This is a genomic window from Phytopseudomonas straminea (genome assembly GCF_900112645.1).
Lineage (GTDB): Bacteria > Pseudomonadota > Gammaproteobacteria > Pseudomonadales > Pseudomonadaceae > Aquipseudomonas > Aquipseudomonas straminea.
The window spans coordinates 37,710-64,573 of record NZ_FOMO01000015.1; the positions used below are offsets into that span (position 1 = coordinate 37,710).

Consider the following 26,864-nt stretch of genomic DNA (forward strand, 5'->3'; position numbering starts at 1 on the left):
AGGCGAAGGCTCAGCGTTTTTTCAGATTCATTTTTTCCCGGCCCTCGGCCGGGCTCAGCACGCGGCCGCCAAGGCGTTCGATGATTTCCACCGCGCGCCCGACCAGCGAGCCGTTGCTGGCCGGCACGCCCTTGTCCAGCCAGATGTTGTCTTCCAGCCCCACGCGCACGTTGCCGCCCAGGAGCATGGCCTGGGCGAGCATCGGCATCTGCATACGGCCGATGCCGAAGCCGGCCCAGGTCAGGCCTGGCGGCAGGTTGTCGACCATCGCCTTCATGGTCGCGGTATCGGCCGGCGCGCCCCAGGGGATGCCCAGGCACAGCTGGATCAGCGGATCCTCCAGCAGGCCTTCCTTGAGCATCTGTTTGGCGAACCACAGGTGACCGGTGTCGAAGATCTCAAGCTCGGCCTTCACGCCCAGCTCGGTGATGCGTTTGGCACCGGCGCGCAGTTGCGCCGGGGTGGAGACATAGATGAAGTCGCCGTCGCCGAAATTCAGCGTGCCGCAATCCAGGGTGCAGATTTCCGGTCGCAGCTCCTCGATATGGGCCAGGCGGGTCAGCGGGCCGACCAGATCGGTACTGGCACCGAACTCCAGCGGCTGCTCGCCCTTGCCGATCTCCAGGTCGCCGCCCATGCCGGCGGTGAGGTTGATGATCACGTCGGTGTCGCTCTCGCGAATGCGCTCGACCAACTCGCGGTACAGCGCCACGTCGCGGCTCGGCTTGCCGGTTTGCGGGTCGCGCACGTGGCAGTGGGCGACGGTAGCGCCGGCTTTGGCCGCCTCGATGGCGGCCTCGGCGATCTGCTTCGGCGTGACGGGAATGGCCGGGTGACGGCCAACGGTGTCGCCGGCGCCGGTGACCGCGCAGGTGATGATGACTTCGTGGTTCACGGTCGTGCTCCTTTATCGAGGACGAACGCCGCCCCCGCGCAGTGCGCGGTGACAGCGAGGGATTGAGTTATTGGCTGAGTTTCAGGGCCTGGGCGGCCGGCTTGCCGTCGCGGCTGGTAACGCCTTCGAGCCACCCGGCAACCACCTCGGGGTTGGCCGCGATCCACTCGCGCGCCACCTTGTCGGGCGCCTGGCGATCCATGATCGGCTGCATCAGTTCGGCCTCCTGCTCGCTGGTGAAGCGCAGGCTGGTGAGCAGGCGGTTGGCGTTGGGGCAGCTCTGGGCGTAGTCCGGCGAAGTCACGGTGGAAACAGTCGCCGCGCCGTCATTGGGGCCGAAAACATCCTCGGTGCCGGTCAGGTAGGTGATCGGCATCTGCAGGTTCATCGGGTGCGGCTTCCAGCCAAAGAACACCACCGGCTTCTGGTTGCGTACCGCGCGGCCGACGGCGGCGAGCATGCCGGCCTCGCTGGATTCCACCAGCTTGAAACCGCCAAGGCCGAACTGGTTAGCATCGATCATCTTCTGGATCGCCGTATTGGCGCCCGACCCAGCCTCGATGCCGTAGATCTTGCCGTCGAGCTGATCCTTGAAGCGGGCGATGTCGGCAAGGGTCTTGATGCCCTGCTCGGCCGCGTAGGTCGGCACGGCCAGTACCGCCACGGCATCGTCCAATGACGGCCTCTCGGCCACCTTCACGGCGCCAGCATCGAGGAAGGGCTTGATGTTGTCGTCCATGATCGGCTTCCAGTAGCCGAGAAAGGCATCGACCTGGCCCTTCTGGATGCCGGCGAAGATGATCTGCTGCGAGGCCTGGGTCTGGGTGGTTTCATAGCCCAGGCCTTGCAGCAACTGGTTGGCCACGGCGGTGGTGGCGACCACATCGGTCCAGCCGACGGCGCCGAGGCGGACGGTCTTGCAACTGGCCTCTTCGGCGGCCAGCAGGGGCACACTGAACAAGGTGACGGCGCAGCAGGCTGCGAACGCGGTGAGCGTTTTCATGAGCGGTGCTCCTCAACGGTTTAGTCTGGTTTTTAGTACCGTGTGACCGGAACAGCGGGATTCCGATGGAGCCACCTTACGCAGTTAGTCGGTTGGAAATTCGCACCATATCGACATAAAACCAGAACATAACGACTTGAAGATCAAGCCACGCTGCCGTTAGATGAGGCTCTACGCAGCGAGCACTCCAATGCCTGATCACTTCTGCTTTCTACTGTTGCCCGGCTTTTCGATGATGGGCCTGATGTCGGCCATCGAACCGCTGCGGGTCGCCAACCGTTTTCATGCGCCCCACTACCACTGGCGCCTGCTCAGCGCCGACGGCCAGGCCGTGCCGGCCAGCAATGGCATGTCGCTCAATGTCGATGGCGCTCTGGATGATGACCTGACCGACACCAGCCTGTTCGTGGTAGCCGGTTTCGAGCCACTGGCGGGTTTCGGGCCGCAGCTGGCCGCCCGCTTGCGACGTGCCGAACGCGAGTGCCAGGTGCTAGGCGCCATCGATACCGGCAGCTTTGTGCTGGCCGAGGCCGGGCTGTTGGACGCCCGGCAGCGCTTCACCCTGCACTGGGAAGCGCTGGAGGCCTTTCGCGAACGTTATCCACAGCTGCAACCAACCCAGGAATTGTTCGAAATCGACGGCCGGCGCATCACCAGTGCCGGCGGCACCAGCAGCCTGGACCTGATGCTCGGCCTTATCGGCCGCGACCATGGCGAGGCATTGTCGATCCAGGTGTCCGAGCAATTCGTACTCGGCCGTATTCGCACCCGGCTGGATCACCAGCGCATGCAGATCAGCAGCCGCTACGGCATCCACGACAAGAAGCTGGCCCTGGTGATCGGCGAAATGGAGCGCTGTACCGAGGAGCCGCGCACCCCGCAGCAATTGGCCGACACGGTAGGCATCACCACCCGCCAGTTGGAGCGGCTGTTTCGCCAGCACCTGAACACCACACCGGTCACCTTCTACCTCGCCCTGCGCCTCGACAAGGGCCGCCAACTGCTGCGCCAGAGCGACCTCAGCGTGCTGGAGGTGGCTCTGGCCTGCGGCTTCGACTCGGCGTCCTATTTTGCCCGGCGTTATCGGGCGCGGTTTGCCGTCAGCCCGCGGCAGGATAGGCACGAGGCGGCTGGATCTTAACTCGGTCACAGGTCGTAGGATGGGTGAAACCCATGGAAATTGATGGGTTTTACCCATCCTACGGACTGCGGCCTTTTTTGTGGGAGGGTGGCCGCCCAGGCCATGCCCGTAAGGCTGCGCTTTTGTGGGAGCGCGCCATGCGCGCGATTTCGCGGGCATGGCCCGCTCCCACAGTGGAATGCGCAGCGGCCGCCATAGCCTTCCGCCTGCTCCATCGCTCTCCCCCCGCACCAGCGTACGCCCAAGCGGCTTATCCACCGGCGACCTCGGCTTGACGCTTTCGGCAATCCCCCCGTCGTTTTTGCATCGGGTCGCCCAAGCGTCGAGGCATATGCTGCCCACAAAGCGCCAGCAGCGAATCTGGTGCATTCATTCAAGGGGAGCCGCCTGATGAGCCCAGCCGAATTGCACGCCGACAGCATCGTCATCGACGGTCTGATCATCGCCAAGTGGAACCGTGAACTCTTCGAAGACATGCGCAAGGGCGGCCTGACCGCGGCCAACTGCACCGTGTCGGTATGGGAGGGTTTTCAGGCCACCGTCAACAGCATCGCCGCCAGCAGCAAGCTGATCCGCGAGAACAGCGACCTGGTGATGCCGGTGCGCACCACCGCCGATATCCGCAAGGCCAAGGAGCTGGGCAAGACCGGCATCATCTATGGCTTCCAGAATGCCCATGCATTCGAAGACCAGCTCGGCTACGTCGAGGTGTTCAAGCAGCTCGGCGTGGGCATCGTGCAGATGTGCTACAACACCCAGAACCTGGTGGGCACCGGCTGTTACGAGCGTGACGGCGGGCTGTCCGGCTTCGGTCGCGAGATCGTCGCCGAGATGAACCGGGTGGGCATCATGTGCGACCTGTCCCACGTCGGCAGCAAGACCAGCGAGGAAGTCATCCTCGAATCGAAAAAGCCGGTCACCTATTCGCACTGCCTGCCTTCGGGCCTGAAAGAGCACCCGCGCAACAAGTCCGATGAGGAACTGAAGTTCATCGCCGACCACGGCGGCTTCGTTGGCGTGACCATGTTCGCGCCGTTCCTGGCCAAGGGCATCGACTCGACCATCGACGACTACGCCGAAGCCATCGAGTACGTGATGAACATCGTCGGTGAAGACGCCATCGGCATCGGTACCGACTTCACCCAGGGTCACGGCCAGGACTTCTTCGAGTACCTGACCCACGACAAGGGCTATGCCCGTCGCCTGACCAACTTCGGCAAGATCATCAATCCGCTGGGTATCCGTACCGTCGGCGAATTCCCCAACCTCACCGAAACCCTGCTCAAGCGCGGCCATTCCGAGCGCGTGGTGCGCAAGATCATGGGTGAGAACTGGGTACGGGTACTCGCCGACGTCTGGGGCGAATAAGCCCTTCCCTCTCAATTTCCGTAGGAGCGGCTTCAGCCGCGATCAGCCCCCAAAGGGCGACGTGCCTTGAAGCTCACGGCTAAAGCCGCTCCTACGATTCGAACTCAGGAGTTACACACATGGCCACCCACGCCCCCGAAATGCCCATTCAGGTCGACGACGAAACCGGCGTATGGACCACCGACGCCCTGCCGATGCTGTACGTGCCGCGGCATTTCTTCGTCAACAACCACCGCGGCATCGAGGAAGTGCTCGGCGCCGACAAGTACGCCGAGATTCTCTACAAGGCCGGCTACAAATCCGCCTGGCACTGGTGCGAGAAGGAAGCCGAATGCCACGGCATTGAAGGCGCGGCGGTATTCGAGCACTACATGAAACGCCTGTCGCAGCGCGGCTGGGGCCTGTTCGAGATCCAGAAGCTGGACATCGACGCCGGTTACGCGGAAGTGAAGCTCAAGCACTCGGCCTTCGTGTACGTGTACGGCAAGGTCGGCCGCAAGGTGGACTACATGTTCACCGGCTGGTTCTCCGGCGCCATCGACCAGATCCTGGCCGCCAAGGGCAGCAGCCTGCGCACCGTCACCGTGCAGGAATACGGCGGTTCGGAAGAAGGCCACGACGATGGCCTGTTCGTCACCCGCCCGCTCTGAATAACAACAGGAGCGCCACTCGCTAGGCGCTCCACCCCGCATTGACCGTGAACGCAGTGCAGCCGTCGAATCGAGGAGAAGGTCATGGCCTTCGAAGCAATGTTCCAGCCGATCCAGATCGGCAAACTGACCATCCGTAACCGCGTACTCAGCACGGCTCACGCCGAGGTGTACGCCACCGACGGCGGCATGACCACCGAGCGTTACGTCAAATACTACGAAGAGAAGGCCAAGGGCGGCATCGGCCTGGCGATCTGTGGCGGCTCCTCGGTCGTGGCCATCGACAGCCCGCAGCAGTGGTGGAGTTCGGTGAACCTGTCCACCGACCGCATCATCCCGCACTTCCAGAATCTCGCTGACGCCATGCACAAGCACGGCGCCAAGATCATGATCCAGATTACCCACATGGGCCGCCGCTCGCGCTGGGATGGCTACCACTGGCCGACCCTGATGTCGCCGTCCGGCATCCGTGAACCGGTACACCGCGCCACCTGCAAGACCATCGAGGTCGAGGAAATCTGGCGCATCATCGGCAACTACGCCCAGGCGGCGCGCCGCGCGAAGGAAGGCGGCCTGGACGGCGTCGAGCTGTCCGCCGTGCACCAGCACCTGATCGACCAGTTCTGGTCGCCGCGGGTGAACAAGCGTACCGACGAATGGGGCGGCACCTTCGAAGGCCGCATGAAATTCGGCCTGGAAGTGCTCAAGGCCGTACGCGCCGAAGTCGGCGACGACTTCTGCGTCGGCATGCGCATCACCGGTGACGAGTTCCACCCGGACGGCCTGTCCCACGAGGACATGAAACAGATCGCCGCCTATTACGATGCCACCGGCATGCTCGACTTCATCGGCGTCGTCGGCTCAGGCTGCGACACCCACAACACCCTGGCCAACGTCATTCCCAACATGAGCTTCCCGCCGGAGCCGTTCCTGCACCTGGCGGCCGGCATCAAGGAAGTGGTCAAGGTCCCGGTGCTGCACGCGCAGAACATCAAGGACCCGAACCAGGCCACGCGCATCCTCGAAGGCGGCTACGTCGACATGGTCGGCATGACTCGCGCGCACATGGCCGACCCGCACCTGATCGCCAAGATCAAGATGGGCCAGATCGACCAGATCAAGCAGTGCGTCGGCGCCAACTACTGCATCGACCGCCAGTACCAGGGCCTGGACGTGCTGTGCATCCAGAACGCCGCCACCAGCCGTGAATACATGGGCGTGCCGCACATCATTGAAAAAACCACCGGCGCCAAGCGCAAGGTGGTGATCGTCGGCGGCGGGCCAGCCGGGATGGAAGCCGCCCGCGTGGCCGCCGAACGTGGCCATGATGTGACCCTGTTCGAGAAGCAGGACAGCCTCGGCGGGCAGATCAGCATCGCCGCCCGCGCCCCACAACGCGACCAGATCGCCGGCATCACTCGCTGGTATCAGCTGGAAATCGCCCGCCTGGGCGTGGACCTGCGCCTGGGCACGGCGGCCGATGAAGCGACCATCCTCGACCTGCGCCCGGACATCGTGGTGCTGGCCAACGGTGGCCACGCCTTCCTCGAACAGAACGAACACTGGGGCGCTGCCGAAGGCCTGGTGGTCAGCGCCTGGGACATCCTTAGCGGCAAGGTCGAGCCCGGCAAGAACGTGCTGGTGTACGACACCATCTGCGAGTTCACCGGCATGTCGGCGGCCGACTACCTGGCCGAGAAAGGCTGCCAGGTCGAGATCGTCACCGACGACATCAAGCCCGGTGTGGCCATGGGTGGCACCACCTTCCCGACCTACTACCGCAGCATGTACCCCAAGGAAGTGGTCATGACCGGCGACCTGATGCTGGAAAAGGTCTACGCCGAGGGCGACAAGAAGGTCGCGGTGCTGGAGAACGAATACACCGGCGCCCGGGAAGAGCGAGTGGTCGACCAGATCGTCATCGAGAACGGCGTGCGCCCGGACGAGCGCCTGTATTACGCGCTCAAGGACGGCTCGCGCAACAAGGGCCAGATCGACGTCGAGGCGCTGTTCGCGATCAAGCCGCAGCCATGCCTTTCCGAGGCGGGCGACGGCTACCTGCTGTTCCGTATCGGCGACTGCGTAGCCCAGCGCAACGTGCACGCGGCGATCTACGACGCCCTGCGCCTGTGCAAGGACTTCTGATTGGATGATGGCTCCCACGCTCTGCGTGGGAGACCTAGCGCCGTGACGCTCTGCGTCACAAGCGCTGGACGCAGAGCGTCCGGCGATGCGTTACCACGCGGACGGTTCGACGACTCGACGTGGGAACGATTAACCCTGTGAGGGTAAGCAAATGCTGCAAACCATTCTCCCCATCCTGCTCTTCGCCGCCCTGGCCCTCGCGGTCATCGGCGCGGCCAGGCGCTTCCTCATGTGGCGCCGTGGCCGGCCGGCCAAGGTCGACTGGATCGGCGGCCTGCTGAAGATGCCGCGGCGCTACCTGGTGGACCTGCACCATGTGGTCGAGCGCGACAAGTACATGTCCAAGACCCACGTGGCCACCGCTGGCGGCTTCGTGCTGGCGGCGGTGCTGGCCATCGTCGTGCACGGTTTCGGCCTGCACAACCGCATCCTCGGCTTCGCCCTGCTGGCGGCCACGGTGCTGATGTTCACTGGTGCCCTGTTCGTCGCCAAGCGCCGCCTGAACCCGCCCTCGCGCCTGTCCAAAGGCCCGTGGATGCGCCTGCCGAAAAGCCTGTTGATGTTCGCAGCGAGCTTCTTCATCGCCACGCTGCCGGTGGCTGGGATTCTGCCCACCGACTTTGGCGGCTGGGTACTGGCGGCGATCCTCGTCGTTGGCGTGGCCTGGGGCGTGTCCGAGCTGTTCTTCGGCATGACCTGGGGCGGGCCGATGAAGCACGCCTTCGCCGGCGCCCTGCACCTGGCCTGGCACCGCCGCAGCGAACGCTTTGGTGGTGGGCGCTCCACCGGCCTGAAGGCGCTGGACCTGAGCGACCCGAAAGCGCCGCTGGGTGTGGAAAAACCCACCGACTTCACCTGGAACCAGCTGCTCGGTTTCGACGCCTGCGTACAGTGCGGCAAGTGCGAAGCCATGTGCCCGGCCTTCGCCGCCGGCCAGCCGCTGAACCCCAAGAAGCTGATTCAGGACATGGTCATCGGCCTGGCCGGCGGCAACGACGCCAAGTTCGCCGGCTCGCCCTACCCAGGCAAGCCGCTCGGTGAACACAGTGGCGGCCCGCACCAGCCGATCGTCTCGCTGCAAGGCAAGGCACTGGTCGATGCCGACACGCTGTGGTCGTGCACCACCTGCCGCGCCTGCGTCGAGGAGTGCCCGATGATGATCGAGCACGTCGATGCCATCGTCGACATGCGCCGCCATCTCACCCTGGAAAAGGGCTCAACGCCGAACAAGGGCGCCGAGGTGCTGGAAAATCTCATCGCCACCGACAACCCCGGCGGCTTCGCACCCGGCGGTCGACTGAACTGGGCGGCGGACCTGAACCTGCCATTGATGGCTGACAAGGGCAGCGCCGAGGTGCTGTTCTGGGTCGGTGACGGCGCCTTCGACATGCGCAACCAGCGCACCCTGCGCGCCTTCGTGAAAATCCTCAAGGCATCCGGCGTCGACTTCGCCGTGCTCGGCCTGGAAGAGCGCGACAGTGGCGACGTCGCCCGCCGCCTCGGCGACGAAGCGACCTTCCAGCAACTGGCCAAGCGCAACATCGCCACCCTGAACCAGTACCGCTTCAAGACCATCGTCTCGTGCGACCCACACAGCTTCCATGTGCTGAAGAATGAATACGGCGCCCTGGGCGGCAATTACCAGGTCATGCACCACAGCACCTTCATCGAAACCCTGCTGCAGCGCGGCACCCTCAACCTTGGCCAACACAAGGGCGGCTCGGTCACCTACCACGACCCGTGCTATCTGGGCCGCTACAACGGTGAGTACGAGGCGCCGCGGGCGGTGCTCAAGGCCATCGGCATCGAGGTCAAGGAAATGCAACGCTCCGGCTTTCGCTCGCGCTGCTGCGGTGGCGGCGGCGGCGCGCCGATCACCGACATCCCCGGCAAGCAGCGGATTCCCGACATGCGCATGGAAGACATCAAGGAAACCGGCGCCGAACTGGTCGCCGTCGGCTGCCCACAGTGCACCGTGATGCTCGAAGGCGTGGTCGAGCCGCGCCCGCAGATCAAGGACATCGCCGAGCTGGTCGCCGACGTACTGATCGAAGCCGATGCCCCGCAGAAGCGCCCGGCCGCTCAGCCCGCCGCGGTGGAGGTCGCATGAATATCGAAGTACCACTGATGGTTGATGGGTTAACACCCATCCTACAAAGCACGTTCCGTAGGATGGGTGCCAACCCATCAAAACCGAGCCGTCCGACGAGAGCCCGCCATGAGTGACATCATCCGCCGTGACCCGCGTGCCGAGCGTATCGCCCGCAACCGCCTGCATCCGCTGCACGCTGCCCTGCAACCCCAGCAGATCCAATGGATGGGCCCCAACGGCATCGTCCGCAAGAACCCGCACGCCGCAGCGGCCGGCTTCATCGGCCCGGCCGGCATCAAGCGCATCGACCGCAGTGGCGCCCAACAGGGCGGCAGCGGCAAGCGCCAGACCGGCAGCGCCCAGGTACAGCTGCCGCTGCATGTGGTCGAGCAACCAGCATTCATCATCGCCGTGGTGCCGGACATGGTCGGTGGCCGCCTGAGCAGCCACGACAAGGATCTGCTCGGCCTCGCCCATCAACTGGCCGGCAAGGATGGCGCCGTGCTCGCCGTGGTGTTCGGCGAGCACAAGGAATCCGCTTTCGACAACGCGGGCGTCGATCGCCTGCTGCAACTCGAGGGCGACGAATACAGCGGCTATTCGCCCGAGCAGCGCGTGTTGGCGCTGCGCGCCGTGGAGAACCAGTTCGGCCCGCGCCACTGGCTGTTGCCGGACAGCCGCACCGGCGGTGGTGAGCTGGGCCGCCGCCTGGCTTCCGGCCTGGGCGAGCGCCCGGCCACCCGCGTCTGGCAGGTCAAGGATGGGCAGAGCACGGGCCGCGCCGGTGCCGGTCGCGAAGATATCGCGCGGGCAGCGCCGCGGCTGATCCTGGCCGCCGCCGAGTGCGCCGAGCCGGTCAGCGAAACCCGCCATGAAGCACGCCAGGTCGAGCTGTCCGCGCAGGTCCCGCGCAATCTGCCACGCATCGAAGACCTGGGCTCGGTCGCCGTCGACCCGGCGCAGATTCCCATGGCCGAGTCCGAATTCATCCTGTCCGGCGGTAATGGCGTGAAGGACTGGGAGCTGTTCCACCGCGCCGCCGTCGCCCTGGGCGCCACAGAAGGCGCCTCGCGGGTGGCGGTCGACGACGGCTACATGCCGCGAGCCCGTCAGGTCGGCGCTACCGGCACCTGGGTTACCGCGCGGGTCTATGTGGCGGTGGGGATTTCCGGCGCGATCCAGCACCTGCAGGGCATCGGTGCCTGCGACAAGGTGGTGGCGATCAACCTGGACCCGGGTTGCGACATGATCAAACGGGCCGACATGGCGGTGATCGGCGACTCCGCCGCGATCCTTCAGGCGCTGATCGAACGCGTGGAAGCTCACCGCAACGGAGCCAAACGCGATGCCGCATGAATCGCTCGGTCACTCTTGGTGGGAGCGGGCCATGCCCGCGAAATCGCACACACAACGGGAGATCCGGCATGGCTGATCTGAACGTCGTCACCCTGGTCTCCATCGGTTCGCACCCCGCCTCGGGCCGTCCGCGGCGCGCCGAACAGGATGCCCGCGCCGTCGAGCTGGGCCTGCGCCTGGCCGGCGAAAAACTCAACGTGGTACATGCCGGCGACCCGCAGGAAGATACCCTGCGCGCCTACCTGGGCATGGGCTTGCCGGGTCTTACCGTACTCGAGCAGAGCCGCGAGGCCGATGCCCTGCCAGCCCTGGCCGAACACCTGCAACTGGCCAAGGCGCAGCTGGTGCTGACCGGCAGCCAGGCGGAAACCGGCGAAGGCTCGGGCATGCTGCCCTACCTGCTGGCCGAGCGACTGGGCTGGCCGTTGGTCGTCGGCCTGGCAGAAGTGGAAAGCATCGAAGGCGGCAGCGCCCAGGTGCTGCAGGCCCTGCCGCGCGGGCAACGTCGGCGGCTGAAGGTGCGCCTGCCCTTCGTCGCCAGTGTCGATGGCGCCGCACCGGCAGCCCGGCAGAGCGCGTTCGGCCCGGCACGGCGCGGCACTCTGGAGCGTGAAGCGGTGGAGCTGGTCGACGACCCGCTGTATGCCGACGCGCAATGGCAACCGGCCCGGCCGCGGCCCAAGCGCCTGAAAGTGATCAAGGCCAAGACCGGCGCCGAGCGCATGAAGGCGGCGACGGCGAAAGCGGCGGGCGGTGGCGGTCAGGTGATCACTGGCGTCTCGCCACAGGAAGGTGCAGAGGCTATCTTCAAGCTACTGCTGGATGAGGGCGTGCTGCGCTGACGGTACGCCGAATTCGAACTTGCCACGAGGACGCCCACGATGATGCATACCGAACTGATCGACCAGGAAGATCTCCGCGAACGCCTGGTCGCCCTGGGTTTCAGCGTTCCCAGCGGCGCCACCGCCGAGCAGGCCTGCGAATACGCGGTTACCGGCCTGTGCCCGGAACGCGCCCTCGCCCTGCGCCACATGGTCGAAGACATCCTCGCCGGCAGTGCGACCGTGCTGCCGACCGTGCGCGAAGCCATTTCCCGCACATTGCTGCCGGCACTGGTGCCGCGCAGCTGAACGACAACGCCGCGCCGCACACCTGATCGCTCGGGCGTGGGCATTCGACGCACGAATACTGTGCGCAGACCTGTGGATAAACTGTTGGATAACCGCGCAACGCTCCCATTCATGGGGCGCTTGGCCGGCTGGCCACTTTTCGCTCGACGGCAGCATCACGCCTGCCACGAAAGGCCCGGTACAACGCACTTTCAGCCCTGAATCAATGATTGGCCTGACGGCATCCTGCCCACTGATGTTTTGCGCACAAATACTCTGTGCATAACTGTGGATAATCTGTGAAAGACGACGCAGACGCCACGGCTCTCGGGCGTCTGCGTGAATTGAGCATTTTTTGTGCGATGCGGGAAATCAGATGATCCGCACGCTGGCGAACGTCGACTCGCCCTGGGCACGACTCAGCGCCGCCATGGCCGATGACGACTCGTGCAGCAGTTCATCATTGACCGGAACCAGTGCAACGACGTTGGCGCTGCTGCCGGCACGCTCGTCACGCGGGGGAATGCCGAAGTACTCGCGGTAGCACTTGGAGAAGTGCGGCGTGGATACGAAGCCGCAGACCGAGGCCACCTCGATGATCGACATGGACGTCTGCTTGAGCAACTGGCGAGCACGGATCAGGCGTAGCTTCAGGTAATAACGTGATGGCGAGCAGTGCAGGTATTTCTGGAACAGCCGCTCCAGCTGACGACGCGACACGTCCACATAGAGGGCCAGCTGGTCGAGGTCGATCGGCTCCTCTAGGTTGGCTTCCATCAGCGCGACGATTTCCTGCAGTTTCGGCTGGTTGGTGCCGAGCATGTGCTTGAGCGGCACACGCTGATGATCCTGCTCGTTGCGAATACGCTCATAGATGAACATTTCGGAGATCGCCGCCGCCAGCTCGCGGCCATGCTCGCGGCCGATCAGGTGCAGCATCATGTCCATCGGCGCAGTGCCGCCGGACGAGGTGTTGCGGTTACGGTCAATAGAGAATAGGCGCGTGGTGATGGCGGCGCGGGGAAAGGCCTCCTGCATGGCGGCGAGAAATTCCCAGTGCACGCTGCAGTCGTAGCCGTCGAGCAGGCCGGCCTTGGCCAGCGCCCAGCTACCGGTGCATACCGCGCCCATTTGCCGGCCCTGGCGAGCCTGGGCCTGCAGCCACTGCACATGATCGCGGGTGACGCTGCGCTGAATATCCACACCGCCGCAGACGATCACAGCGCTCAGTGCCGGGGCGTTGGCCGCGCTGGCATCAGGGGTGATTTTCAAACCGTCGCTGGCGCATACCGGCTGACCGTCGAGGGTCAGGGTGTGCCAGCGATACAGCTCCTTGCCGGAAAGCTGGTTGGCCATGCGCAGGGGTTCCACCGCCGAGGCCAGGGAGATCAGGGTGAAGTTGTCCAGCAGCAGAAAACCGATGGACTGGGGAACGCGACTCTGGAGCTGCACTCCCTGATTGAACTGGGACATCAATGAACCCTCACGCTAACCAGGTTATGAGCCTTCATGGCGAGGCTCTGTTTTCTTGTAATTACGCCCGACTGGCAGTCAAGCAGATGGCCTATATAACGCAAAGGCCATGCCGACATTGAACGCCCGTTCAAACAAGAACTGGCGGCAGCTGGGAAGGCCGGTTGGCGGGCATTGAAGGCGCCCTGAATCGGCAACGGAAAAAGAACGCAATGTGCCATGCCACAAGGGCTTGAGCATTTTGGTAGCAGTCGCTGGCGTAACGATGTTTCCGCACAGTCTGCAGGGGTAACCGAGCAGCACAAAAAAATATGACTGACCGGTCACTCAGGCGACATATCGGCCAAAAACCCCATGCACCAAAAGCTGGCAAATACCTGCCGCACTGAGCAAAAAATGCTCACTGCCGTGGGGCATAACGCATTTCCATCGGCCGCTCCTCGGGTACGGTCGATAGCGAGTTCGATGAATGCCGGAAAAACACCGCCGGCTAGATGAAAAACACGGCCAACTATTCGCCCTCCGACGCTGGAAGACGCCACCGAACGGCTCGAAAACGACTGAAACTGATACGCTTTTTGCCCGCGACCAACAGCTTTACATACGTTTTTTTGAAATTTGCTGTAGCCCGCATGGCCCCTGGCCTTCACTCGTCCTGAAGGCTGAAAACCGCGCCATGCGCGGCCTCCAGCCTTGGCCAAGTACAGAAAGAATCTGTTATGGTTTTTTTAGGCGAGGGCTTCGTGTCGTCGCCCAACACGTCAGGGTCGTAATTCGATAATTGCCACGACCGCAAGACTATATCGTTGAGTCAGCCGATTTCGTCGCTGCCGCCCTTGACCAGGGAGGCAGACTGGGGCCCACCGCCCCGGACCGAAGAACAGATAAGTGCTGGCTACCGCAACAGGGCGCCAGCCCAACAAGAAATTTCGGATGTACGCGCATCTCGGATGAGATGTGAATACCCAAAGGATTGGGCTTCGTAACACTGCCAGAGGGTTTGGAAAGCAGTTTGCAGCACGGCCACGCATTACATCATTCGTCATGTTCACCTGTTGCGCTCGCCTCGGCGACCGCTCTGGGACGCGCTCGAGTGCCTGCAGAACGCCTTGTGACAGAACGCTGTCCAAACCCAGGAACCGTGTATATACCCACAAGCAAGAACAGTCTGCATCGCATGACGGGTGCCCGGTGGGCGCTCGGCAAGCTGCGTGTGACTGCTCTGATGTCTACTGAAGGGGAAACATCCCATGCAGTCTGGAAAAATCGTCGTCGAAAACCTCTACAAGGTGTTCGGCGACAAGCCGCAAGAAGCCATCGATCTGCTCAAGCAAGGCTGGAGCAAGGACAAGATCCTCGCTGAAAAAGGCGCCGTGATCGGTGTCAGTGACGTGTCGTTCAGCGTCGAAGAGGGCGAGATCTTCGTCCTGATGGGCCTCTCGGGCTCGGGTAAATCCACCCTGATCCGCCTCATCAACCGGTTGGTCGAGCCCACCGCCGGCAATGTCTACATCGACGGCCAGAACGTCGCCAAACTTCCCAAGGACCAGCTCATCGATCTGCGCCGCCGCGACATGAGCATGGTCTTCCAGTCCTTCGCCCTGATGCCCTCGCGTACCGTTCTGGAGAACGCCGCCTTCGGTCTCGAAGTGGCCGGCAAGGGCCGCAAGGAGCGCGAAGAGCGCGCCATGCAGGTACTCAAGCAGGTTGGCCTGGACACTTTCGCCAACAAATTCCCTCACGAGCTGTCCGGCGGCATGCAGCAACGCGTTGGCCTGGCCCGCGCCCTGGCCGTCGACCCGTCGATGATCATCATGGACGAGGCGTTTTCCGCCCTCGACCCGCTCAAGCGCCGCGAGATGCAAGACATCCTGCTGGAGCTGCAGAAGACCCATCGTCGCACCATCATCTTCGTGTCCCACGATATCGAAGAGGCCATGCGCATCGGCAACCGTATCGGGATCATGGAGGGCGGCAAGCTCGTCCAGGTCGGTACGCCACAGGAACTTATCGACAATCCTGCCAACGAATATGTGCGCAACTTCTTCGATACGGTCGACACCAGCCGCTATCTCACCGCTGGCCAGCTGAAGGCCAACAGCGTTCCGGTCTATGTGCACAATGGCAAGGCGCCCGATGCGCAGACCGTGTGCCGCGAGCTGCAGGCGCAGGACAAGCACTACGCCTTCATCGTCGACGAAGACAACAAGTTCCGCGGTTCCATCAGCCTGGAGAAGATCGCATTGCTGGTCGAAGGCGGCGACTCGCCGGCACTCGATGGTGACGTGCTCAAATCCATCAGCCCGGTTCCCGAAGACCTGCCTCTGGATCAGGTGATCAACCGCCTGGTGGACAACGAAGGTCCGATCCCGGTGGTCGACCAGGATGGCCACTACAGCGGCGCCATCAGCAAGGGCCGCCTCCTGACCCGCCTGCAGGGAGAATGACATGAGCGAGAAACTGGATCTGGGTAGCTGGGTCAACGACGCGGTCCAGCACATGCTGGACAACTACAGCGGCGTGTTCGACAGCATGGGCAGCGTGGTCAGCGGCTTCTCCGAAGCGATCGAGAACGTGCTGATGCTGCCACCGGCGTGGCTGCTGATCGCCATCTTCGTGGCCCTGGGCCTGTGGCGCATCGGCTTTCGCTTCGCGGTATTCACCACCGTGGCCTTCGTGCTGATCGTGATGACCGGCTTCTGGGAGCAGACCGTGGTGACCCTCGGCCTGACCTTCTCGGCGACCCTGATCAGCCTGCTGATCGGCATTCCGCTGGGAATCTGGGCGGCCAAGAGCGAGCGCGTGTCGACCATCATCCGACCGATTCTGGACTTCATGCAGACCATGCCGGCGTTCGTCTACCTGATTCCGGCCGCCATGCTGTTCGGCCTCGGCCGCGTGCCCGGCATCATCGCCACGGTGATCTTCGCCATGCCGCCGGCCGTGCGCCTGACCAGCCTGGGCATCCGCCAGGTCAACAAGGAAATCGTCGAAGCCGGCCAGTCGTTCGGCTGCAACGGTCGCCAGTTGCTGTTCAAGGTGCAGCTGCCCAACGCCATGCCGTCGATCATGGCGGGCGTCAACCAGACCATCATGATGGCTCTGTCGATGGTGATCATCGCCTCGATGGTCGGTGCCGGCGGCCTGGGTAACGACGTGCTGGCGAGTATCCAGCGGCTGGACATCGGCCTGGGCTTCGAAAGCGGCATGGCCGTGGTGCTGCTGGCGATCATTCTCGACCGCATCACCGAAAGCTTCGGTACACCGCAGACCGCCGCAAACCGCGCGGGCTGGCTGAACTGGCTGAGTGCGCGACTGCAGCGCCAGTAAAAGGCCATACTGAGCTTCCTTTCACTCACACAAGGATTCGCGGATGAACGTATTTCACAAAGTAGCGGGTGTCGGTCTGCTGTCCTGCGCCCTCGTGCAGGGCGCCTGGGCGCAAGAGCCGGCGAGCTGCAAGCAGGTCCGTTTCGCGGAAATCGGCTGGGCCGATATCGCCGCCACCACCGGCGTGGCCATGACCCTGACCGAAGGTCTGGGTTACACGCCGCGCAAGACCATGGCTTCGGTGCCGATCGCCTTCACCGGCGTGAAGAACAAGCAGATCGACGTGTTCCTCGGCTACTGGGCGCCCTCGATGGACTCGGTGATCGAGCCCTTCACCAAGGACAACAGCGTCAAGGTGTTGGCCAAGCCGAACCTGGAAGGCGCCAAGTACACCCTGGCAGTGCCGACCTACGCAGCTGAAGCGGGCCTGAAGAGCTTTCAGGACATCGCCAAGTTCAAGGATCAGCTGGGCGGCAAGATCTACGGTATCGAGCCGGGTAACGACGGCAACCTGCTGATCGACGGCATGATCAAGAAGAACGAGTTCGGCCTGGGCGACTTCAAGATGGTCGAGTCCAGCGAAGCCGGCATGCTGGTGCAGGTGCAACGTGCAATCCGCAAGAAGGAGCCGGTGGTGTTCCTGGGCTGGGCGCCGCACCCGATGAACACCCAGTACGACATGACCTACCTGTCCGGTGGTGACGACGTATTCGGCCCCGACTATGGCGCGGCCAAGGTCTACACCGTGGTGCCGACCGACTACGAACAGCGCTGCGGCAACGTCGGCAAGTTGCTGAACAACCTGCAGTTCAACGTCGAGATGGAAAGCCAGCTCATGGAGAAGGTGCTCGACAAGCAGGACCCGGCCGCCGTCGCCAAGGAATGGATCAAGGCCAACCCGCAGGTGCTCGACGCCTGGCTGCAAGGCGTGACCACCTTCGATGGTCAGGATGGCGCCGCTGCTGTGAAGAAATTCGTCGGGCTCTGAGCCCGCACTCACCGCGACCCGTCTGCACCTGGGCGGGTCAGGTACAGCAGGCGAGGCTGCACGCATCGCCTGTCAGCCGGGGGCTCAGGCCCCTGCGCCGGTGCCAACAGGGCCATGCCCTGCTCTGCACAGCTGGTGCCGCAAGGCCCGCGATCAGAACGAGCCAGTAAACCACCTGAACTGCCACTCACTGACGGAGCAAGACCTATGCACAACTTCAAACGCCTCTGCCTGCAGAGCCTCGGTGTCGCTGCCCTGGCCCTGGGCATGTCCGGTGCCATGGCCGCCGACAAGCCGGCCCTCAAGATCGGCTACGTGAACGGCTGGGACGACAGCGTCGCAGTCACCCATGTCGCCGGCGAAATCCTCAAGACCAAGCTCGGTTACGACGTGACCCTGCAACCGGTCGAGCCGGCCATCATGTGGCAGGGCATCGCCCGTGGCGACCTCGACGCCACCCTCTCTGCCTGGCTGCCCGCCACCCACGGCGAGTACTACGAGAAACTCAAGGACAAGGTGACCGTGCTGGGCACCAACTACGATGGTGCCAAGATCGGCCTGATCGTTCCCGAATACGTTGAAGCCAAGACCATCGCCGACCTGGAGAAATACGCCAAGGACTTCGATGGCAAGATCACCGGTATCGACGCCGGCGCCGGCGTGATGCGCCGCACCGAAGACGCGATCAAGGAATACGACCTCAAGAGCATCAAGCTGATGCCGAGCTCCGGCCCGGCCATGACCACCGCCCTGACCCGCGCCGAGAAAGCCCAGAAGCCGATCGTAGTGACTGGCTGGATCCCGCACTGGATGTTCGCGCAATGGAAACTGCGCTTCCTGGAAGACCCGAAAAACGTCTTCGGCGAAGCCGAGCACGTCGACACCGTGGCCAACCCAGGCCTGGAAGCCAAGGCGCCGGAAGCGGCGGCCTTCCTGAAGAAGATTTCCTGGAGTGCCGAGGAAGTCGGTTCGGTAATGCTGTCCATCCGCGACGGCGTGAAGCCGGACGAAGCGGCCAAGCAGTGGATCGCCAAGAACCCGGATCGCGTGGCCGAGTGGCTGAAGTGATCTGAGCGTTCGCTAACGCGATGCCCCATGAATGCCAGTCAGCCACCTGACTGGCATTTTTCGTTCAATGCCCCTCGCGACTGCCTGCCCGATCAAGTTTGGCTTCCCTACCGCCATATATTTTTGTATATAGCGGTAGCGAAAGTGGCCGCCACCTGCGGCCCCTCACCCAGGAGCCAGTCATGCACAGCCGCCTCGTTCGTCCGCTTCTCCTGCTTTGCGCCAGCTTCGCCATGGCCGGCAACGCCTTCGCCGACCAGGTTCAGGTCGCGGTCGCCGCCAACTTCACCGCCCCAATGCAGGCCATCGCCAGCGCCTTCGAGAAGGACACCGGGCACAGCGTGCAGGCGTCCTACGGTGCCACTGGGCAGTTCTATGCGCAGATCAGCAACGGCGCACCTTTCGAAGTGTTCCTCTCTGCCGATGACAGCACGCCCGCCAAACTCGAGCAGGAAGGCCTGAGCGTGAAAGGCTCGCGCTTCACCTACACCATCGGCACGCTGGTGCTGTGGTCGCCGAAACAAGGCTTCGTCGATGACCAGGGCGCGGTACTGAAAAAGGGCGAGTTCAAGCACCTGTCCATCGCCAACCCGAAAGCGGCGCCATATGGCCTAGCCGCCACCCAGACCCTCGCCAAGCTGGGCCTGAGCGACGCGCTCAAGGGCAAGATCGTCGAGGGCCAGAACATCACCCAGGCGCTGCAGTTCGTCTCCACGGGCAACGCCGAGCTGGGCTTCGTGGCCCTTTCCCAGGTTTACAAGGACGGCCAGATCACCAGCGGCTCGGCCTGGATGGTGCCGGAGACGATGTACGAGCCGATCCGCCAGGATGCGCTGATCCTCAAGAAGGGCGAAGCTAACCCGGCCGCCAAGGCGCTAGTCGAGTATCTGAGAGGGCCGAAGGCTGCCGAAATCATCAAGGCCTATGGTTATAAGCTTTGATACCACGCCCTGCGTGGATATCCAGCCTATGGCGCTCTGCGCCACGATTGCTGGCATAAAGAACGGTGTATGGACGCAGAGCGTCCCGCAGGAGATGCGGCTAGAGGTTGCTATGTGGCGAGAGCGTTCGTTCACATAACTCGTAGGAGGGGCTTTAGCCCCGAGCTCTTTGCACCTCATAAAGCTCGGAGCTAAAGCTCCTCCTACAAGAGCGGCGGCGCCCGATGTCCGCTCCTGCCTTTTACAGCCCTCGGTTTGCAATGCCGGAACCTGCATCGGAAGATCGGCATCCGGCTGTGGCACCCGTCTCACCACCAACTCTTGAAAGGCCACCGAATGCCTCTGGGCCCCAATGACTTTGCCGCCATTCTCCTCACCCTGGAACTGGCCACCCTGACTACGGTGCTGTTGCTGCTGGTCGGCACGCCCATCGCCTGGTGGCTGGCGCGCACCGACTCCTGGCTGAAGCGGCCGATCGGCGCCATCGTCGCCCTGCCGCTGGTGCTACCACCGACGGTGATCGGCTTCTACCTGCTGATCAGCATGGGCCCCAACGGTTTCTTCGGCCAACTGACCCAGGCGCTCGGCCTGGGCACCCTGACCTTCACCTTCGCCGGGCTTTTGATCGGCTCGGTGTTCTATTCCCTGCCGTTCGTGGTGCAGCCGCTGCAGAACGCCTTCGAGGCCATGGGCCGTGCCCCGCTCGAGGCTGCCGCCACGCTGCGCGCCGGGCCCTGGGATACCTTCTTCAGCGTGGTACTGCCGCTGGCCAGACCGGGCTTCCTCACCGCGGCGATTCTCGGCTTCGCCCACACCGTCGGCGAGTTCGGCGTGGTACTGATGATCGGCGGCAACATCCCCGGCAAGACCCAGGTGGCTTCGGTACAGATCTACAACCATGTGGAAACCATGGAGTACGCCCAGGCCCACTGGCTGGCCGGCGGGATGGTAGCGTTCTCGTTCCTGGTGCTGCTGGCGCTCTACTCCAGCAACCGCCGCGCGCAGAAGGCCTGGACATGAGCGACCTGCAGATCCACGCCCGCTTCGCCCTCAGCCATCCTGGCTTCACCCTGGACGTCGACCTGCAACTGCCCGGCCGCGGCGTCAGCGCGCTGTTCGGGCACTCCGGCTCGGGCAAGACCACGGTACTGCGCTGCGTTGCCGGGCTGGAGCGATCTGGCAGCGGTTACCTGAAGGTCAACGGCGAAACCTGGCAGGACAGCGCCAATGGCATCTGGCTGCCGGCCCACCAGCGCCCGGTTGGCTACGTGTTCCAGGACGCCAACCTGTTTCCCCACCTGTCGGTGCGGCGCAACCTGGAGTTCGGTTTCAGGCGCATCGCCAAGACCGCGCGCCGCGTGCCCTTCGAGCAAGCGGTCGAACTACTCGGCATCAGCCACTTGCTCGAACGCCTGCCCGCTCGCCTCTCCGGCGGCGAGCGCCAGCGAGTCGGCATGGCTCGCGCCCTGCTCACCAGCCCGAGCCTGCTGCTGATGGACGAGCCCCTGGCAGCGCTGGATCTCAAGCGCAAGGGCGAGGTGCTGCCCTATCTGGAGCGTCTGCACGACGAGCTCGACATTCCGATTCTCTACGTCAGCCACGCGCCGGATGAGGTAGCACGCCTCGCCGATCATCTGGTAGTGCTCGACGAAGGCAGCGCCACGGCCAGCGGGCCGCTCAAGGAAACCCTGATCCGCAATGACCTGCCATTCATCTTCGAGGACGAGGCCGAAGCGGTGATCGACGGGCTGGTCGCCCACCATGATGGCCACTATGGGCTGCTCGGCATCGACCTGGCCGGCACCACGGCAAGCCTGCAGCTGGCGCACGCGCCGCTGCCAGCGGGGCGATCGGTGCGCATCAAGATCAAGGCCCGCGACGTCAGCCTGAGCCTCGAGCAGGCACGCGACAGCAGCGTACTGAATCTGCTCCCGGTGACGGTGCAGCGCTGGTTCGATCTGCCCAACCCGGCGCACCGTCTGGTGGAACTGCAGTTGGGCGAACAGCGCATCATCGCGCGCATCACCCGCTACTCGTTCGATCAGCTGAGCATTCAGGCCGGGCAGGCGTTGTGGGCACAGGTGAAATCGGTGTCGTTGCTGGCGTCGTAGCCGCGTAAAGGTGAAAAGCTGCAGAACGCGCCTTAGCCGCTCCCGCAGAATCACCACACGCCACTAATTCGTAGGGTGGGTGGAGCGGCGCCAAACCATGTACTGGGATAACCGCGATCTCGGCGCGCCGCGTAACCCACCAGGCGAAAGCACGCGTTGCACCGATGGTGGGTTACGGCGCACCCAAAACCGGAAATGGCCTGCTAAACGCAACAAGCGCCTTCACCCACCCTACGCCCCACAAACTGCAATTCGCTGCTCGGCACGTCGTAGCAACTCACGCAACGAGGCCAACTGCTGGGCATCGCCTTCATCGGCCAGTTGCTGGAGGGCATGCTCGATCCGCGTGAGCGGCGGCGCGACCGGCAGGTTGAGGTGCCGCGCCTCGATCTGCTCGGCCCCGCACACCAGCAGGGCAAAATGCACCACGTTCTCCAGCTCCCGCGTGTTACCCGGCCAGTCATGCCGTTCCAGCACCTTCTGGGCGGCCAGGCTGATAGTCGGCAACGGCAGGCGCAAGCGCTGGGTGTAAATGCCCAGGAAATACTCGGCCAGGGGCAGCACATCGCCGACCCGCTCACGCAGTGGCGGTAATTGCAGATGGCCGTCACTGAGGTAATGGGCCAGGCGCTCGTCGAACTTGCCGGACTCGACCGCCCGCCACAGGTCGATGCTGGTCGCCGCGACCAGCCGCACATCCACAGGCGTCGGCGCCGATGCGCCGGCACGCCAGGCCTCGCCAGTTTCCAGCACGCCCAGCAGCTGCCCCTGCAACGCCAGGGGCAGGTCGGCGATCTCGTCCAAATACAGGGTGCCGCCGTTGGCCGAGCCCAGCCAGCCGGCGCGACTGCTCGGTGCACCCTGATGGGCGCCAGCGGTGTAGCCGAATAACTCGGCCTCGCCATGGTTAGGGCTCAGGCTGCTGCAACTCAGCGCCACGAACAGGCCCGGACGCTCGCTGGAGCGATGAATGTGGCGGGCCAACAGCTCCTTGCCGGTGCCGGTTTCACCCTCGATCAGAATGGGTACCGGCAAGCCGGCGAGGCGCTCGACCTCCTCACGCAATTGCCGGGTACGTGGATCGACGAATACCAGCGCCTTGGCACGAATGCTCAGCGGGCTCTTGTCGGCGTCGGGAAAAATCAGCAGCGACGGGTCGGCTGCCGTAGACAGGCTCATAGATGACTCTCCATGACGGTCAGGCCGCGAAAGGCCAGGCAGCGGCTACCGATCAGGCACGCAGGCGCAGTTGCTGTTCGATGCGGCTCTGCAGGCGGAACAGGTAAGCGAACCCCTGATCCCAACGCTGGTGACCGGATTTCACGTTGATGTGCCCGGCGCCACTGAGAATGGCGACTTCGCTTCCCCAATCCCGGGCCAGCTCGATGGCACGGGCCGCGCTGGCGGCCGAATCGTTGTCGGAGCCCACCAACTGGCTTGGAAAGGGCAGTGTCTGGCGCGCGATCGGCGCGAAATTGCGCAACGCCTCCGGGCAGTTGGCGCGTTCCACGTCGGCCGGCGCCACCAGCAGCGCGCCGCGCACGCGGCGTATGGCGGCCGTTGCCGCCTGAGCAGCCCAGCTGGCGACGGTGACGCAGCCCAGGCTGTGGGCAATCAGGATTGCCGGACGCGGATCAGCGGCGATCTGCCGCTCCAGCGCAGCGACCCACTCCTCTCGGCGTGGCGCCAGCCAGTCCAGCTGCTCGACCCGCGCACTATTGGGCAGGCTGCGTTGCCAGTGGCTCTGCCAATGGTCATCACCCGAGCCCTGCCAGCCAGGGACGATCAGGTAGCGAACCGCTTCACTGCGCATAGGGCGCCCTCCGTATCTACATGGCCTGCAGTGTACGAGGGCAAAATATGATCTAAAAAGAATAAGAACTTATTTGCTTATTCCCTAAGCCTGTTTGGCTCGGCAGTAGAAAGCAGAACACCATATATTTCCTAAAGATATATAAATGTTCTTAAACAGTATTTTTAAGAATATTTCAGGCTGCTTAGTATCCGCTCCACGCCCCGCCACCGACAGCCGTCGCACCACGATTCGAGGGCAAGGAGCCACAACCATGACCGCCACGCTTCGCAATCTGGAAGGCCAGGATGACGCCACCATCCTGCGCGAAATCCAAAGCGCCCTGACCGGCCTCAAGTTCGGCTCGGTGGAAATCACCGTGCACAACGGCCAAGTAGTACAGATCGAGCGCAAGGAAAAATTCCGCCTCCAGCAGCCCGGCAGCAAGAACGCCTGAGCGCCTTTCGCCAACCCGACCACGGGCAGCCACGCATGAACCGCTACCAGTACTGCCGATGTAACCCGCGAATGCCGGCCTAGAGAGCAGACATCGCACCGCCAGACACACAACACCGAATTCAGTATTTAGGAGCATCACCATGTCCATCCGCCGTTTCGCACTCGCTGCACTCGCCAGCGCCCTGGTTGCCGGCCCGGTCGCCGCCCAGACCCTGCTCAACGTGTCCTATGATCCGACTCGTGAGCTGTACGTGGAATACAACAAGGCCTTCAACAAGCACTGGCAGGAGCAGGGCAACGAACCGCTGACCATCCAGCAGTCCCACGGCGGCTCCGGCAAACAGGCACGGGCGGTGATCGACGGCCTGCAGGCCGATGTGGTGACCCTGGCGCTGTCCGGTGACATCGACGCGCTGAACCTCAACCAGCCGCTGATCGACAAGGACTGGCAGAAGCGCCTGGCCGACAACAGCACGCCGTACACCTCGACCATCGTGTTCCTGGTGCGCAAGGGCAACCCGAAAGGCATCAAGGACTGGGACGACCTGGTCAAGGATGGCGTGGAAGTCATCACCCCGAACCCGAAAACCTCCGGCGGTGCACGCTGGAACTTCCTGGCCGCCTGGGCGTACGCCAAGAAGAAGTACGGGAGCGATGAAAAAGCCCTGGAATACGTGACCGAGCTGTACCGTCACGCCCCGGTACTCGACACTGGCGCCCGTGGCGCGACCATCAGCTTCGTGCAGCGTGGCCTGGGCGACGTACTGCTGGCCTGGGAAAACGAGGCCTACCTGTCGCTCGCCGAAGAGGGCGGCGACCAGCTGGAAATCGTCACCCCGTCACTGTCGATCCTCGCCGAGCCACCGGTGGCGGTGGTCGACAAAAACGTCGACCGCAAGGGCACCCGCAAGGCCGCCGAAGCCTACCTGCAGTACCTGTACAGCGAAGAAGGCCAGCGCATCGCCGCGAAGAACTTCTACCGCCCACGTGATGCCAAGGTGGCGGCCGAGTTCAAGGGCCAGTTCAAAGACCTGGAGCTGGTCACCATCGACAAGGACTTTGGCGGCTGGAGCTCAGCGCAGCCCAAGTACTTCGACGATGGCGGCGTGTTCGATGAAATTTTCAAGAAGATCAACCAGTAAGTTCAGCTGATCGATCTGGCCCGCCATTGACCAACGCAATGGCGGGCCTTGCTGTGGACCTGATCAAAAGGACTCTCCATGTCTCGTCGAACCTCCTCGGTCATACCCGGCTTCGGGCTGACTCTGGGCTACACGCTTACCTACCTGGCGCTGATCGTGCTGATCCCGCTGGGCGCCATGTTCGTGTTTTCCATGCAGCTGTCCGCCGAACAGTGGTGGAGCCTGTTGGGTAACCGCCAGCTGCAGTTCTCCCTGAAGCTGTCGTTCGGCACCGCCCTGGCGGCTGCGCTGCTCAACGGCATTCTCGGCACCATCATCGCCTGGGTGTTGGTGCGCTACACCTTTCCGGGCCGCCGCCTGATCGACGCCATGGTCGACATGCCGTTCGCCCTGCCCACCGCCGTGGCCGGCATCGCGCTGACCGCGCTATACGCGCCCAACGGCCTGATCGGCTCGCTGTTCCCGTTCAAGATCGCCTATACGCCGCTGGGCATCACCCTGGCCCTGGTGTTCGTCACCCTGCCCTTCGTGGTGCGCACCCTGCAGCCGGTGCTGGCCGACATCCCCAAGGAAGTCGAGGAAGCCGCTACCTGCCTGGGCGCCAAACCGTTCCAGGTGTTCCGCCATGTGCTGCTACCCAGCCTGTTGCCCGCCTGGCTGACGGGCTTCGCCCTGGCCTTCGCCCGCGGCGTGGGCGAGTACGGCTCGGTGGTCTTCATCGCCGGCAACATTCCGCTGAAAACCGAGATCCTGCCGCTGCTGATCGTCTCCAAGCTGGACCAGTACGACTACCCGGGCGCCACCGCCATCGGCGTGATCATGCTGGTGGTCTCGTTCATCCTGCTGCTGCTGATCAACATCCTGCAGCGCCGCATCCAGCCGCAACTCTGAGGAGCCCGTCATGAGCCTTGCAACCCTTGGCAAGAATGCGGCGCGCCCGGCGAGCCGCTCCCCCGGCGCCATCGCCCTGATCGCCGTGGCTTGGGCGGTGTTCGCAGTGATCCTGCTGCTGCCGCTATACATCGTACTGAGCCAGGGCCTGAGCCGCGGCCTGGCATTCTTCTGGGAGGCGATCAGCGAGCCGGACGCCATTTCCGCACTCAAGCTGACCCTGCTGGCCACCGCTATCTCGGTGCCGCTGAACCTGGTGTTCGGTGTGGCCGCTGCCTGGGCGGTGACCAAGTTCGAATTCCGCGGCAAGAGCATCCTGATCACCCTGATCGACATGCCCTTCTCGGTGTCGCCAGTAGTCGCCGGCCTTATCTATGTGCTGCTGTTCGGCTCGCAAAGCGTGCTGGCGCCCTACCTGCAGGACCACAACCTGCAGATCGTTTATGCCGTGCCGGGCATCGTGCTGGCGACCATCTTCGTGACCTTTCCCTTCGTGGCCCGCGAGCTGATCCCGCTGATGGAGGAACAGGGCACCACCGAAGAGGAAGCCGCGCGCCTGCTCGGCGCCAATGGCTGGCAGATGTTCTGGCATGTCACGCTGCCTAACGTAAAATGGGCGCTGATTTACGGCGTGGTGCTGTGTACCGCCCGGGCGATGGGCGAGTTCGGGGCGGTGTCTGTGGTCTCCGGCCACATCCGCGGCTACACCAACACCCTGCCGCTGCATATCGAGATTCTCTACAACGAATACAACATCGTCGCTGCGTTCAGCGTCGCCATCCTGCTGCTGGTGATGGCCCTGATCGTGCTGCTGCTGCGCCAGTGGAGCGAAGCGCGCCTGAGCCGCCAGCTCAAGGCCAACGACGACTGAAACCCTTTTCGCCGGCGCCGCGCCCCTGCGCGAACCGGC

General features: G+C 63.7%; 24 protein-coding genes. 19 read left to right on the forward strand and 5 right to left on the reverse strand.

What is annotated here, in order from left to right:
- Window positions 1-10: 10 nt before the first annotated feature.
- Window positions 11-895 (reverse strand): 3-dehydrocarnitine:acetyl-CoA trimethylamine transferase CdhC, encoded by an 885-nt coding sequence (gene cdhC / locus BM279_RS22510; RefSeq protein WP_093507566.1) that lies wholly within the window; start codon window positions 893-895, stop codon window positions 11-13.
- 67 nt (window positions 896-962) lie between these two features.
- Window positions 963-1,898, reverse strand: a complete 936-nt coding sequence (gene choX, locus BM279_RS22515; RefSeq protein WP_093507568.1) for a choline ABC transporter substrate-binding protein — start codon at window positions 1,896-1,898, stop codon at window positions 963-965.
- Between the two features lie 190 nt (window positions 1,899-2,088).
- On the opposite strand from choX, the gene BM279_RS22520 reads away from it, so the two are divergent.
- The 8 genes from BM279_RS22520 to BM279_RS22555 all read left to right on the forward strand — a co-directional run bounded on the left by BM279_RS22520 (window position 2,089) and on the right by BM279_RS22555 (window position 11,780).
- On the forward strand, window positions 2,089-3,039 hold the full coding sequence (locus BM279_RS22520; protein ID WP_093507570.1) for a GlxA family transcriptional regulator: 951 nt from the start codon (window positions 2,089-2,091) through the stop codon (window positions 3,037-3,039).
- A 390-nt stretch (window positions 3,040-3,429) separates the two neighbouring features.
- Window positions 3,430-4,407 carry a dipeptidase gene (locus BM279_RS22525; RefSeq protein ID WP_093507572.1) on the forward strand — a complete coding sequence of 326 codons (978 nt, stop codon included), beginning with the start codon at window positions 3,430-3,432 and terminating at the stop codon, window positions 4,405-4,407.
- 119 nt (window positions 4,408-4,526) lie between these two features.
- Window positions 4,527-5,057, forward strand: a complete 531-nt coding sequence (locus BM279_RS22530; protein ID WP_027904325.1) for a DUF5943 domain-containing protein — start codon at window positions 4,527-4,529, stop codon at window positions 5,055-5,057.
- Window positions 5,058-5,141: 84 nt separating this feature from the next.
- Window positions 5,142-7,202, forward strand: a complete 2,061-nt coding sequence (gene dgcA, locus BM279_RS22535; RefSeq protein ID WP_027908570.1) for a dimethylglycine demethylation protein DgcA — start codon at window positions 5,142-5,144, stop codon at window positions 7,200-7,202.
- Window positions 7,203-7,353: 151 nt separating this feature from the next.
- Window positions 7,354-9,312 carry a dimethylglycine demethylation protein DgcB gene (gene dgcB / locus BM279_RS22540; protein ID WP_093507574.1) on the forward strand — a complete coding sequence of 653 codons (1,959 nt, stop codon included), beginning with the start codon at window positions 7,354-7,356 and terminating at the stop codon, window positions 9,310-9,312.
- A gap of 108 nt (window positions 9,313-9,420) precedes the next feature.
- Window positions 9,421-10,650, forward strand: coding sequence for an electron transfer flavoprotein subunit alpha (gene etfA / locus BM279_RS22545; RefSeq protein ID WP_093507576.1), 1,230 nt, complete (start codon window positions 9,421-9,423; stop codon window positions 10,648-10,650).
- A 68-nt stretch (window positions 10,651-10,718) separates the two neighbouring features.
- Complete coding sequence (gene etfB / locus BM279_RS22550; RefSeq protein WP_075933541.1) at window positions 10,719-11,492, forward strand: electron transfer flavoprotein subunit beta; 774 nt, start codon at window positions 10,719-10,721, stop codon at window positions 11,490-11,492.
- Between the two features lie 39 nt (window positions 11,493-11,531).
- The gene (locus BM279_RS22555; RefSeq protein WP_093507578.1) at window positions 11,532-11,780 is read left to right on the forward strand and encodes a hypothetical protein; all 249 of its coding nucleotides are present in this window, start codon (window positions 11,532-11,534) and stop codon (window positions 11,778-11,780) included.
- 351 nt (window positions 11,781-12,131) lie between these two features.
- Here BM279_RS22555 and gbdR read toward each other — a convergent pair whose 3' ends face one another.
- The gene (gene gbdR, locus BM279_RS22560; RefSeq protein ID WP_093507580.1) at window positions 12,132-13,232 is read right to left on the reverse strand and encodes a choline metabolism transcriptional regulator GbdR; all 1,101 of its coding nucleotides are present in this window, start codon (window positions 13,230-13,232) and stop codon (window positions 12,132-12,134) included.
- A 1,250-nt stretch (window positions 13,233-14,482) separates the two neighbouring features.
- Between gbdR and BM279_RS22565 the strand changes: the two genes are divergently transcribed.
- The 7 genes from BM279_RS22565 (at window position 14,483) to modC (ending at window position 21,670) form a co-directional block, all read left to right on the forward strand.
- Window positions 14,483-15,679: a quaternary amine ABC transporter ATP-binding protein gene (locus tag BM279_RS22565; protein WP_093507582.1), complete on the forward strand. Its 1,197-nt coding sequence runs from the start codon at window positions 14,483-14,485 to the stop codon at window positions 15,677-15,679.
- A 1-nt stretch (window position 15,680) separates the two neighbouring features.
- Window positions 15,681-16,562 carry an ABC transporter permease gene (locus BM279_RS22570; protein ID WP_093507584.1) on the forward strand — a complete coding sequence of 294 codons (882 nt, stop codon included), beginning with the start codon at window positions 15,681-15,683 and terminating at the stop codon, window positions 16,560-16,562.
- Window positions 16,563-16,605: 43 nt separating this feature from the next.
- Complete coding sequence (locus BM279_RS22575; RefSeq protein WP_093507586.1) at window positions 16,606-17,550, forward strand: choline ABC transporter substrate-binding protein; 945 nt, start codon at window positions 16,606-16,608, stop codon at window positions 17,548-17,550.
- A gap of 207 nt (window positions 17,551-17,757) precedes the next feature.
- The gene (locus BM279_RS22580; RefSeq protein WP_093507588.1) at window positions 17,758-18,618 is read left to right on the forward strand and encodes a glycine betaine ABC transporter substrate-binding protein; all 861 of its coding nucleotides are present in this window, start codon (window positions 17,758-17,760) and stop codon (window positions 18,616-18,618) included.
- Between the two features lie 182 nt (window positions 18,619-18,800).
- A complete protein-coding gene (modA, locus tag BM279_RS22585) occupies window positions 18,801-19,559 on the forward strand; it encodes a molybdate ABC transporter substrate-binding protein (RefSeq protein WP_093507590.1) in 759 nt (252 codons plus the stop codon).
- Between the two features lie 336 nt (window positions 19,560-19,895).
- The gene (modB, locus tag BM279_RS22590) at window positions 19,896-20,579 is read left to right on the forward strand and encodes a molybdate ABC transporter permease subunit (RefSeq protein ID WP_093507592.1); all 684 of its coding nucleotides are present in this window, start codon (window positions 19,896-19,898) and stop codon (window positions 20,577-20,579) included.
- A complete protein-coding gene (modC, locus tag BM279_RS22595) occupies window positions 20,576-21,670 on the forward strand; it encodes a molybdenum ABC transporter ATP-binding protein (RefSeq protein ID WP_093507594.1) in 1,095 nt (364 codons plus the stop codon). Before modB ends, modC begins: the two co-directional genes overlap by 4 nt.
- Before the next feature lie 231 nt (window positions 21,671-21,901).
- Here modC and BM279_RS22600 read toward each other — a convergent pair whose 3' ends face one another.
- Both BM279_RS22600 and BM279_RS22605 read right to left on the reverse strand, forming a co-directional pair.
- A complete protein-coding gene (locus tag BM279_RS22600; RefSeq protein WP_093507596.1) occupies window positions 21,902-22,849 on the reverse strand; it encodes a sigma 54-interacting transcriptional regulator in 948 nt (315 codons plus the stop codon).
- A 52-nt stretch (window positions 22,850-22,901) separates the two neighbouring features.
- Window positions 22,902-23,483 (reverse strand): alpha/beta hydrolase, encoded by a 582-nt coding sequence (locus BM279_RS22605; RefSeq protein ID WP_093507598.1) that lies wholly within the window; start codon window positions 23,481-23,483, stop codon window positions 22,902-22,904.
- Window positions 23,484-23,736: 253 nt separating this feature from the next.
- On the opposite strand from BM279_RS22605, the gene oscA reads away from it, so the two are divergent.
- From oscA to cysW, 4 genes are all read left to right on the forward strand, one after another.
- Window positions 23,737-23,919 carry a sulfur starvation response protein OscA gene (gene oscA, locus BM279_RS22610; RefSeq protein WP_093507600.1) on the forward strand — a complete coding sequence of 61 codons (183 nt, stop codon included), beginning with the start codon at window positions 23,737-23,739 and terminating at the stop codon, window positions 23,917-23,919.
- 142 nt (window positions 23,920-24,061) lie between these two features.
- Complete coding sequence (locus tag BM279_RS22615; protein WP_093507602.1) at window positions 24,062-25,063, forward strand: sulfate ABC transporter substrate-binding protein; 1,002 nt, start codon at window positions 24,062-24,064, stop codon at window positions 25,061-25,063.
- Between the two features lie 78 nt (window positions 25,064-25,141).
- Window positions 25,142-25,954 carry a sulfate ABC transporter permease subunit CysT gene (gene cysT / locus BM279_RS22620; protein WP_093507604.1) on the forward strand — a complete coding sequence of 271 codons (813 nt, stop codon included), beginning with the start codon at window positions 25,142-25,144 and terminating at the stop codon, window positions 25,952-25,954.
- A 10-nt stretch (window positions 25,955-25,964) separates the two neighbouring features.
- Entirely contained in the window at window positions 25,965-26,825 is an 861-nt protein-coding gene (gene cysW, locus BM279_RS22625; protein WP_093507606.1) for a sulfate ABC transporter permease subunit CysW, read from the forward strand.
- Window positions 26,826-26,864: the final 39 nt, after the last annotated feature.